Genomic DNA, 10,649 nt, shown 5'->3' with positions numbered 1-10,649 from the left:
GCGGTGCTCGGCGGCCTGCTCGGCAATCAGGTCGGCAGCGGCCACGGCCGCCAGCTGGCCACGGTGGCCGGCGCGGTCGGCGGCGCGGTGGCCGGCAACCAGATCGAAGGCAATATGAAAAAGAGCACCACCTGGGATGTCACGGTGCGCATGGACAACGGCACCCGCCGCACCTTCCACCTGTCGCACCAGCCCGAGTGGCGCTCGGGCGACCCGGTGCGCGTGGTCAAGGGCCAGCTGCGTTCGATGGACTAAACGTCAAGGTACGGCAGCGTACAGAAACACCAGGCGTGCCCAGAGATAATAGTTCCAACACAACCCGAGGAGATCATCATGCTTTACACCATCGCTGTCGTTCTGATTATTCTGTGGCTGCTGGGTCTGGTTACTTCCTACACCATCGGCGGCTTTATCCACATCCTGCTGGTGGTTGCCATCGTTATGGTGCTGGTGCGTCTGATCAGTGGGCGCGGCATATAGTCACCTCAGCGACCTGAGCAAACGGCGCCCTCTGGCGCCGTTTTCGTTTATGCTGTAATTTTCCTGGAGGCACATATGAGACAGATTGCGATCATGCTGGCCCTGGTGGCGGCAGCCACCGCCTCGGCGCAAAACTTCAAGCCGGGCTTGTGGGAATTGAATAACAAGATTCAGACCGGAGATCCGCAGCGCGATGAAGCCCTGGCCGCCATGGCCACGCAGCTGAAAAACATGCCGCCCGAGCAGCGCGCGCGCCTCGAGGGCATGATGAGCAAGAACGGCATTTCGCTGCCCACCGCCGGCGCCGATGGCGGCATCGTCAGCACCGCCTGCCTGACGCCCGAAATGGCCGCGCGCAAGGAACTGCCGATCAGCCAGAACGGCAAGTGCAGCTCGACCCAGACCCCGGTCGCGGGCGGCCTCGATGTCACCTTCAGCTGCAGCGAGCCGAAATCCAGCGGCAGCGGCCAGATCCGTTTCGTCGACGAGAACCACTACACCATGAACGCCACCGTCAACGCCGACGCCGGCGGCCAGGGCCAGACCGTCAAGGTGAACACCCGCGCGCGCTGGCTGGGCGCCAGCTGCCCGGCCCGGCCCAAGTGATCACTGGCTGTCGGAATACGCCATGTAACGGTCGCGCGCCAGCGTCGCCACCGGACCGACCGGCAGCGTGCGCGCCTCGTAGCGCACGCACGGCGTGACCTTGCCGTAATTGCCGGTGTTGAAAATCTCCACCGCGGTATCCAGTTCCTCCGGCCGCACCGTGCGCTGTTCCACCGCGATGCCTTCCCGTGCCAGCAGCTCGATCACGCGCGCGCGGGTGATGCCGGACAAGAAGGTGCCATTTGCCGCCGGCGTCACCACCGTGCCCTGCGGCGTGACGAAGAACAGGTTGGCCGAGGCAAACTCGGCCACATTGCCGGCGCTGTCGCACACCACCGCGTTGTCGTAGCCGCGTTCCCTGGCCTCGCGCAGCGCCTTGGAGGTGTTGGCGTACAGCGAGGACGCCTTGGCGTCGGTCGGCGCCATGTCGGCGTCGGGCCGGCGCAGCCGCGACAAACAGGCCGAGAAGCCGGTGAACGGCGGCATCGGCGCATCGAACAGCGTCAGCGCGAACGCGCTCTTTTCCGACACCGGAATCAGCAGGCCATCGGTGCCGAACACCAGCGGACGGATGTACAGCTCGGCATCGGCGGGAAACTTCGCCACGCCCTCGCGCACCAGCGCTTCCATCTGATCCACGTCGAGCGGACAGCGCAGGCCCAGCCGCTCGGCCGAGTGGATCACGCGCTGCAGGTGCAGGCGCAGGTCGGCCATGTGGCCGCGCAGCGAGCGCGCGCCATCGAACACCGACGAACCCAGCCAGACGCTGTGGTCCATCGCGCCGAACAAGGGGGTGTTCCCTTCCGACCACTGGCCGTTGAAATAAGTGAGGTACATGGTGGTTCCCGTTACACAAAACAGGAACTGTAGCACGTCTCAGAACGCGTGCTTGAGGCCGATATTGATGGCGCGGTCGCCGTTGCCGCGGTTGCTGGCGTTGCCGACCGTATAGGCGGCGCCGTTGCGGTTCTGGATCTTGGCGAACGAGGCGAACATGCTGGTACGCTTCGACAACGCATAGCTGGCGCCGACCGCGAACTGGTTGGCGTCGCGGTTGCCGAGGCCGCGGTCATCCTTGTGGATGTAGGAGGCCAGGAATGTGGTGGCGCCCATCGGCACCGCCACGCCGAGCAAGACGTCGCGGCTGTTGGTGGTGGGATCGCGCTGCGCCACCGCGCCGTAGGGATTGGTCTCGTCCCACTGCGTGCTGTAATCGCCCTTGCTGTGGCCGTAGGCCGCATAACCGACGAAGCGGCCGAAGTCGACGTTGGCCGCCACCAGGGTGTTGCGCGCCGACTGGTCCACCGCCGGCAGCGTGCCGGTGGCGTCCAGCAGATTGTCCTTGACCTGATGCGAAATCACCAGGTTGACGCGGCCCTTTTCATAGCCCAGCGTGGCGCCGTAAGCGCGATTGACCTTGCTGTTGTACGGCGATTCGCCGAAGCTGTAAATCATCGAGCCGATGATGCCGCTGCGCGAACGCGGCGAGGTGTACTTGATGGTGTTGTCGTAGCGCTTGGTGGTGTAGCCCACCAGGTTGGCCGCGCTGCCGGCCATGCCGCCATGGAAGGGATCGGCCACATCGGTCAGCGCCTCGTAGACCAGGTTGTACTGGCGGCCCATGGTGACGATCCCCAGCGGGCCGTCGAGGCCGACATAAGCCTGGCGTCCGAACAGGCGGCCGTGCTGGTCGGAGACGCCGGTATCGTTGAGGATGCCCGCCTCCACCGTGTACACCGCCGAGGTGCCGCCGCCCAAGTCCTCGCGACCGCGCACGCCGAGCCGGGAGCCGCTGGCGATGCCGCTGTCCAGCCTGGTCTTGGCGCAGTCGCCCTGGCAGCCGCGCTCCGCCACCACCCCCGCGTCGAGCACGCCATACACCTCGGTGGATGACGGACTCTGTGCCGCCGCGGTGAGCGGCGTGATCAATGCCAGGGTGACGAAGATCGGTTTCATGATGCTGTGCCAGGAGTGGGAGAACTTGTTAGGCTCAGTGTACGCCGCACCCCGCCGCGATTCTGTGCGGATGGTCACGCAGCGCGCACCTTTCGCCCTGGAAATCCATGTTCGCCAGCGTACATACAATGCGGGCCTGCGCCGCTATACTGCGGCCATGCTAGACCTCCTCGAACGACTCGACGCGGACAGCAGCGATATCGGCCTGATGGTCGCGCTGTTCGATACCCTGCGTCCCAAGCGCGCCGGCGACGGCAAGGCCGCCGCCGCCCACGTGCGCACGCTGACCCAACTGTTGAAGGGCAATCCGCAGCATGCGCTCAAGCTGCGCGAATATGCGCGCAACATCATCGCCGCGCGCCGCCACTCCAGCCTGTACACCGACATCGGCGTGCTGTCCAACGACGGCTTTTTCTCGGAACTGAAAACGCGCATCGCCTACCGCATCCTGCCGCCCGCGCTGGGCGACGACTACCTGAGCGACGCGCTCGACCAGATCGTCTACCGGCGCAGCGATCACGTGTGGATGGCCGCCGTGCCGGCCGCCGACTGGCTGGCCCTGGTCGACGTGGTGTGCCGCGCCGGGCAGCGCGCCGCCGCGCCGCCGGTCGACAACATCATGCTGCCCGGCCTGCTGGAAGCGATCCGCACCCTGTCCTACCGCGTGTGCGCCATCGGCCTGGAACCGCGGCTGACCAACTTCCACACCGAGATGGAAACCTACGCATCGCCGTTCATGGTGCAGAACCGCGAAGTCAACGCCTATCTCGACGCCTACCAGCAGCGGCTGGCCGGCGAGGCCGGCGGCATGGACGACGCGCGCCACCTGCTGGTGATGCTGGAGCAGTGCGACAGCGTGATCGGCAAGATCCGCCGCAAGGCGCTGAGCCAGGGCACCAGCATCGCCCTGACCTACCTGCTGGTGACCTTGACCCAAAGCCTGGACCGCCTGCGCAAGCTGCTGTTCCTGGTCGACGTGCATCAGCCGGGCGAGCAACATGACGCGGCGCGGCGTCAGGCCGCGATCGATCTGGCGCTGGAACTGATCAAGGCGCACAACCACAAATACCTGGTGCGCGACCTGCTGCGCGACAATGTCGACCTGCTGGCGCGCAACGTCACCGAAAACGCCAGCCACACCGGCGAGCACTACGTCGCCGACAGCCGGCGCCAGCTGGGCTCCATGTTCCTGTCCTCGGCCGGCGCCGGGCTGGTGATCGGCTTCATGGCGCTGTTCAAGATCCTGATGTCCTATCTGCGCGCGGCGCCGCTGGTGGAAGCCTTCCTGTTCAGCATGAACTACTCGCTGGGCTTCATGTTCATCCACGTGCTGCACTTCACCGTCGCGACCAAGCAGCCGGCCATGACCGCCTCGCGCATCGCCGCCGGCCTGCACAGCCAGGACGGCCGCAACATCGACATCGACAGCATGGCCGACCTGTGCGCCAGGGTGATCCGCACCCAGATCATGGCGGTGCTGGGCAACCTGGTGGTGTGCATCCCGACCGCCTACCTGATCGCGCTGGCCTGGCCCTATCTGACCGGCCACCACCTGGTGTCGCCGGACAAGGCCATGCACCTGCTGCACGACATCGACCCGATCCACGCCCCCACCCTGCTGTATGCGGCGATCGCCGGCGTCTGCCTGTTCGTGGCCGGCCTGATCTCGGGCTACTACGACAACAAGGCGCTGTACACGCGCTGGGGCCGGCGCATCGCCCAGTTGCGCGGCGCGCGCTGGCTGCTGGGGCCGGCGCGCCTGGCGCGGCTCGGCGTCTACCTCGAAAACAATCTGGGCGGCCTGATGGGGAACTTCTATTTCGGCGTGCTGCTGGGCGTGATGCCGCTGCTGGGATTCCTGCTGGGGCTGCCGCTGGACATCCGCCATGTGACGTTCTCATCGGCCAACTTTGCGACAGCGATTGTCGGACTCGAGCACAATGTCGGCTGGGAACTGGTTGTAACCTCAGTGGCAGGATTCTTGTCCATCGGGATGGTCAACCTGCTGGTCAGTTTCGGCCTGGCGCTGTGGGTGGCGCTGCGCTCGCGGCAGGTGCGCTTCCGCCATGGCTGGAAGCTGCTCAAGGCGCTGGGCCGCCGCTTCCGCCAGGCGCCGATCGCATTCTTCTTTTTTGAAAAAGGTTGAAACATGAACTCCTCCCGCATGCGATTCTGGCTGCCGCTGCTGCTGATGTGCTGGGGCTTGCTGGGCGCCTGCGCGTCGCTGCCCAACGTCACCGGCCTCGGCGACAAACTGGAACCGGCCGGCGCCCCGACGGTCAAGACCGCCAAAGGCGAACTCAGCGATGCCCGCGCGCGCGCGCTGCTGCAGCAGCGCTGGGCCAAGGGCGGTCTCAACCTGCAGGAGCAGGCGGCGCTGGAAGAAGCGGCCACCGGCGTGCCGCTGATCGCCGGCAACAAGTGCACGCTGCTGTTCGACGGTCCGCAAACCATTTCGGAAATGCTGAAGGCCATCAGTGCCGCGCGCAACAGCATCAACTTCGAAACCTACATCTTCGACCAGGACGAACTGGGCAACAAGTTTGCCGACACCCTGATCGAAAAGCAGCAGCAAGGCGTCACCGTCAACATCATCTACGACAGCGTGGGCACCCTCGGCACGCCCAAGGAATTCTTCGAGCGCATGCGCAAGGCCGGCATCCGGCTGACCGAATTCAATCCGGTCAACCCGGCCAAGGTCAGCGGCGACAGCTGGAAGGTCAACAACCGCGACCACCGCAAGGTCTTGATCGTCGACGGCAAGACCGCGTTCACGGGCGGCATCAACATCAGCGCCACCTATGCCAAGAGCTCGCTGTTCCGCTCGGCCTCCAGGCCGACCGACAAATCGCAGGTGGGCTGGCGCGACACCCACATCAAGATCGAAGGCCCGGCGGTGCAGGCGTTCCAGTGGATGTTCGTGCGCCAGTGGGCCGGCCAGGCGCAGGACGAACTGCCGGAAGCCGACTACTTCCCCAAGCCGGTGATCGCCGGCGACAAGGTGGTGCGCGTGCTGGGCAGCGATCCGGGCGGCAAGTTTGAAATCTACAAGGCGTATGCGCTGGCGATCCAGGAAGCGAAAAAATCGATCCACATCACCTCCGCCTACTTCGTGCCGGACCAGCAGACGGTGGACGCGTTAAAAGCCGCGGCGCGGCGCGGCGTGGACGTGCGGATCGTGGTGCCGGGCGTGTCCGACGTCGGGCTGGTGATGTATGCCGGCCACGCCTATTACGACGAGCTGCTCGAAGCGGGCGTCAAGATCTCGCAACTGAAGCTGGCGGTACTGCACGCCAAGACCGCCGTGATCGACGGCCAGTGGTCGACGGTGGGCTCGGCCAACATCGACACCCGCAGCTTCCTGCACAACAGCGAGCTCAACGTGATCGTCATGGGCGACGGCTTCGGCGTCGAAATGGAGCGCGCCTTCCAGGAAGACCTGAAAGACTCCAACCCGGTGGTGCTGGACGAATGGCGTCACCGTCCCTGGGCCAACCGCATGAAGGAATGGGCCGCCCGCTTCATGGGCTACTGGCTGTAAAAATCGGGGTCAGTTCTGCCAATCGCACACAAGCCCGGCCGTTAGCGCATGCTACGGCCGGGCTTGTGTGCGATTGGCAGAACTGACCCCGGATTTAAGCGGTGGCGCACAGCGACCAGACGTCGCCGCTGCGGCGGAAGCATGCGGTGTGGACGTGCTCGAAGCTGGCGGTGCCGGCTATCCAGCTGTAGCGCTCGACCTGGATGTGGTCCGGGTCGACGCGCAAGACGTTGAAGGAGTTGGCTTCGCCGCGCCCGCGGGTGGAGGTGGCGGTGCCGGCCTGCACCACCAGCGCGGCGTAGCCGTCGATCTGGTAGCGCTGCGCGCTGCTGCCCGCGTGGCTGGTGTGGACGTGGCCCGCCAGCAGCAGGTCGACGCCGCATTCGGCGAACGCCTGCATCGCCATCGGCGCGCGGTCGACCAGTTCGTCCGGGTCGAAATGTTCCGGCAGGTCGAACGGGTGGTGGGTGACGATGATGCGCGTATGGTCGGGACTGACCGCGCCCATGCGCTGACGCATCTGCGCCAGCTGTTCCCGGTTGACGCGGCCATCCTTGAACGTCAGCGAACGCGCGGTGTTGATGCCCAGTACCGCGATCTCGTCGTCCACGTATTCCGGCGCCAGGTCCAGCGTGACGTAGCGCGTGTATTTGCGCAGCGGCGTCAGGAAGCGGCTGGCGACGTTGTACAGCGGGATGTCGTGGTTGCCCGGCACCACGATCTGCGGCCCCGGCAGCGTGTCGAGGTAGGCGCGCGCGGCCTGGAATTCCGCACTTTTCGCCCGCTGGGTCAGGTCGCCCGACACCACCAGCACGTCGGGCGCCAGCTTGACCACGCGTTCGCGCAATGGTCGCAGCAGTTGGTGGTCGACGCGGCCGAAATGCAGGTCGGACAGATGAACGATGGTGCGCATGCTTCCCTCCTAGGCGGCCGGCGCCAGCACGGTCAGTGCCGCCGCGCGCGAGCGGTAGCGCAGCGGCGGCTGCATCACGGTGACTTCGCCGTCGGTGGCGACCCGCAGATGATGGTGCCGCGTTTCGATCACCAGCTCGGGCGCCGACAAGACGTCGAAATCGCGCGCCTGCGCCAGCCGGTTCAGCAGGGCGTGCACGGCGTAGCGGAACAGGCCCAGCCGCGTCGGCTTCTGCGCCACGTACAGGCATAGCTTGCCGGTGTCGAGCCGCTCGCGCGCGCCGATGGTCAGTCCCTGCAGGTATTCATTGTTGCCGATGAAGACGAACGGCGTGCGCCGCAAGTGCTCCTCGCCATTGATCTTCAGGCGCACGCTGAGGAAAGGGAAACGCCGCAGCGCCGCCAGCACCGCGCGGCCGAACGCCGGCCACTTGCCGCGTCCCAGGTGGCGCTGCTGCTGTTCGCGGTCGCGCACGATGTCGGGATAAATGCCCAGGCTGGAGTTGTTGAGGAAGATGCGGCCGTTGACCTCGCCGACATCGACCTTGCACGGCGCGCCGGTCACCGCATTCGCCACCGCCGCGTCGAGCTCGAGCGGTATCTTCAAATCCTTGGCGAAGTGGTTGAGCGTACCCAGCGGCAGCACGCCGAGCCGGGTAGCGGAACCGGCCAGCACCGACGCCACCGCGTTGATGGTGCCGTCGCCGCCGCCGGCCACCACGGTGGACGCGCCTTCCGCCAGCGCGCGCCTGGCGCGTTCGATCATTTCTTCGCCGCTTTGCGCCAGCGTGATGTCGGCCTGCACGCCGTGGCTGCTGAATTTTTCCGCCAGCGCAGCCGTCCAGCCACCGCAGTAGCCGAGGCCCGCGCTGGCGTTGATGATGACGACGATCGGGCTGTTGTTCATATGGTTTATATCGTTTTGCCCTCGCGCCGGCGGCGCAAGGTGGAAATCGCCGTGATGCAGACCGCCAGCCAGGCGACACTTTCGGCCATCGCGGCCAACACGTCGCTGACATAATGCGCGCCCAGATAGACACGGCTGAATGCCACCAACAATATCATGCACAGACAGAACGCTACCGTTCCCAAGCGCACATACCAGCGCGGCCGGGCGATCACCAGGTAACTCGCCAGCAGGCCGTAAAAGCAGGTGGCCGCCGCCGTGTGGCCGCTGGGGAAGCTGTAGGTCATCAGCGTCACCAGCGGTTGCTCGAACACCGGCCGCTGGCGCTGAAACACATATTTGAGGCCGACGTTCAGCAGCATCCCGCCCGGCACCGAGAACAGCAGCGCCAGCAGCCAGTAGCGCGCGCGCGCCCGCCACAGATACAGTGCCAGCGCGCCGATCAGCAGCACCATGCCGGCCACGGTATGCATGGCGGAGACAGTGCGCATCAGGCTGGTCGCCGGCTCGGCGGCGTGCGCATTGAACCAGTGCGCCACGCGCAGATCGAACACCGTGATCGCCGCCTGCCCCATCACCGCCTCGGCCAGCTCATGGAAGGCCAGCGCCGCAGCCGCCAGCAGCGCCATGCCGACCGTCAGGTGCAGGCCGAATTCGCCGCCGGGCGTGAGTCTTTCTTCAATGAAATTCAACAGTTTGCTAATAGTTGGTCCTCCCCGCTTGACTGCCGATGAAGTTGGCGTAAAAACCACGAATCGGCAAATTTACTGTTTATTTGCACAGTAACTGTTTATTCATACAGTAGTTGTGCTATTCTGAACTCCTCGTTAAACAGTTCTCTTCAAAGGAAATGTCATGACCACCGTTCACAGCAGCTTCAGCTCCCGCTTCGGCCTGGAATACATGCCAACCTCCATGCTGGTGCGCATGGGCAGACGCGAGATGATGGTGACCCGAGACTTCCGCAAACGTTTCTACGCGGTCAATCCGATTATCGAGTGCGACACCGGCGTGCAGGCTGGCCATCTGGAGGTGCTGCTGTTCCGCCGCTGGCTGCTGATCCTGTCGAAGGCGCACTAATGGTTGCCGGTGCCAGTTGCCCCGCCCAGTCGCACGACAGGCCGGCAGACGCCGCCGCTTCGCGTGCGCTCCTCACCTGGGTTTGGCAACTGGCGTGCCGACATCCTCACGGAACGTCTGCACCTCATGCCACAGGGTTACAAACAGAACCATCACCACCGGACCGATAAACAGGCCGACCAGGCCCAGGGTTTCGACCCCGCCTAGAATGCCGAACAAAACGGCCAGGAACGGCAGGCGCGTGGCGTTGCCGATGATGCCGGGCCGGACGAAGTGGTCCGCCACGAACAGCACCACCCCGCCCCACACCGCGACGATGACCGCGGCGGGCAGCGCGCCTTGCACCACCAGCAGGCCCGCCGCGCTCAGGAACGCCAGCGGCGCGCCAAACGGAATGATGGCCAGGATGCCGGTGGCCGCCGCCCACAGCGCCGGCGATGGCAGGCCGGTCAGCCAGTAGGCGACGCCGATCAGCACGCCTTCGGCCAGGCCCACCAGCACCAGGCCGTTGACGGTGGCACGAATGGCGGTCGGGATTTTTTCCGCATAGTGCGCCCAGCGCAGCTCGCCGAACCAGCGGCTGCCCAGTGCGGTGATCTGGCGGTTGAGCGCTTCACCATCCTTGTAGAAGAAGAACAGGCACAGGAAGGCCAGGCCGAAATCGACCAGCCGGTGCATCAGGCCGATGCCGGCGATCTTGACCATGTCGCCGGCCGAATGGAAGCCGTTGATGTCGCGGTCGGACAGCAGATGCGCCAGGCCGTGCGGCTGGCTCAGCGTGGCCTGCCACCAGTCGGCAACGGCTTCGCCGATCACCGGCAGGTGGATCACGAAATCCGGTACCGGGAGGCCGTCGGTATTGGCGCTGACCACATAGTTGGCCAGCAGCGGCGCCTGCCGCGCGGCCTGCGCCACGCCCAGCAGCACCGGCACGATGAACACGGCCGCCAGCGCCAGGGTCAGCAAGGCGGCGGCGATGATGTGGTGATTATTCAGCCGGGCCCGCACGCGCTGGTACAGCGGCCAGGTGGCCACGCACAGGATGCCGGCCCAGATCAGCGGCAGGAAAAATCGTTGCATCACGAATGCCGCCAGCGCGATCAGCGTCAGCGAAAAACCGGCGCTCAACAGGTCGCGCTGGGTTTCGGTCATTGCTCTCTCCCGGTA

12 protein-coding genes are annotated in these 10,649 nt (G+C 65.4%); 6 read left to right on the top strand and 6 right to left on the bottom strand.

Features of this window, described 5'->3' with window-relative positions; genetic code table 11:
- From E4L98_RS01445 to E4L98_RS01435, 3 genes are all read left to right on the top strand, one after another.
- Positions 1 to 255: glycine zipper 2TM domain-containing protein (locus tag E4L98_RS01445; RefSeq protein ID WP_135199787.1), on the top strand; the 255-nt coding region annotated here is incomplete at its 5' end.
- 78 nt (positions 256 to 333) lie between these two features.
- Positions 334 to 480: a lmo0937 family membrane protein gene (locus E4L98_RS01440; RefSeq protein ID WP_135199786.1), complete on the top strand. Its 147-nt coding sequence runs from the start codon at positions 334 to 336 to the stop codon at positions 478 to 480.
- Between the two features lie 75 nt (positions 481 to 555).
- Complete coding sequence (locus E4L98_RS01435) at positions 556 to 1,086, top strand: DUF3617 domain-containing protein (RefSeq protein ID WP_135199785.1); 531 nt, start codon at positions 556 to 558, stop codon at positions 1,084 to 1,086.
- Here the strand turns inward: E4L98_RS01435 and E4L98_RS01430 are convergent, their stop codons facing one another.
- Positions 1,087 to 1,923 (bottom strand): branched-chain amino acid aminotransferase, encoded by an 837-nt coding sequence (locus E4L98_RS01430; protein WP_135199784.1) that lies wholly within the window; start codon positions 1,921 to 1,923, stop codon positions 1,087 to 1,089.
- Between the two features lie 39 nt (positions 1,924 to 1,962).
- Entirely contained in the window at positions 1,963 to 3,042 is a 1,080-nt protein-coding gene (locus tag E4L98_RS01425) for a porin (RefSeq protein WP_135199783.1), read from the bottom strand.
- A gap of 157 nt (positions 3,043 to 3,199) precedes the next feature.
- Here E4L98_RS01425 and E4L98_RS01420 point away from each other — a divergent pair, with 157 nt between their 5' ends.
- Complete coding sequence (locus E4L98_RS01420; protein WP_135199782.1) at positions 3,200 to 5,188, top strand: site-specific recombinase; 1,989 nt, start codon at positions 3,200 to 3,202, stop codon at positions 5,186 to 5,188.
- Positions 5,189 to 5,191: 3 nt separating this feature from the next.
- On the top strand, positions 5,192 to 6,583 hold the full coding sequence (gene cls / locus E4L98_RS01415) for a cardiolipin synthase (RefSeq protein WP_135199781.1): 1,392 nt from the start codon (positions 5,192 to 5,194) through the stop codon (positions 6,581 to 6,583).
- Positions 6,584 to 6,677: 94 nt separating this feature from the next.
- Here cls and E4L98_RS01410 read toward each other — a convergent pair whose 3' ends face one another.
- From E4L98_RS01410 to E4L98_RS01400, 3 genes are read right to left on the bottom strand one after another with little or no spacing between them, the layout of a single operon-like run.
- Entirely contained in the window at positions 6,678 to 7,496 is an 819-nt protein-coding gene (locus E4L98_RS01410) for a metallophosphoesterase family protein (protein ID WP_135199780.1), read from the bottom strand.
- A gap of 9 nt (positions 7,497 to 7,505) precedes the next feature.
- A complete protein-coding gene (locus E4L98_RS01405; protein WP_135199779.1) occupies positions 7,506 to 8,402 on the bottom strand; it encodes a diacylglycerol/lipid kinase family protein in 897 nt (298 codons plus the stop codon).
- A 5-nt stretch (positions 8,403 to 8,407) separates the two neighbouring features.
- Positions 8,408 to 9,094, bottom strand: coding sequence for a phosphatase PAP2 family protein (locus E4L98_RS01400; protein ID WP_229257183.1), 687 nt, complete (start codon positions 9,092 to 9,094; stop codon positions 8,408 to 8,410).
- A 163-nt stretch (positions 9,095 to 9,257) separates the two neighbouring features.
- On the opposite strand from E4L98_RS01400, the gene E4L98_RS01395 reads away from it, so the two are divergent.
- Positions 9,258 to 9,482, top strand: a complete 225-nt coding sequence (locus tag E4L98_RS01395; protein ID WP_135199778.1) for a hypothetical protein — start codon at positions 9,258 to 9,260, stop codon at positions 9,480 to 9,482.
- A gap of 72 nt (positions 9,483 to 9,554) precedes the next feature.
- On the opposite strand, the gene E4L98_RS01390 is transcribed toward E4L98_RS01395, so the two are convergent.
- Positions 9,555 to 10,634, bottom strand: a complete 1,080-nt coding sequence (locus tag E4L98_RS01390) for an AI-2E family transporter (RefSeq protein ID WP_135199777.1) — start codon at positions 10,632 to 10,634, stop codon at positions 9,555 to 9,557.
- Between the last annotated feature and the right edge of the window lie 15 nt (positions 10,635 to 10,649).

Origin of the sequence: Duganella callida (assembly GCF_004614165.1) — a bacterium.
In the GTDB taxonomy this organism is placed as follows: Bacteria; Pseudomonadota; Gammaproteobacteria; order Burkholderiales; family Burkholderiaceae_D; genus Rugamonas; species Rugamonas callida.
The sequence above is the reverse complement of the archived record's forward strand: the minus strand, read 5'-3'. Positions and strand labels throughout refer to the sequence as shown.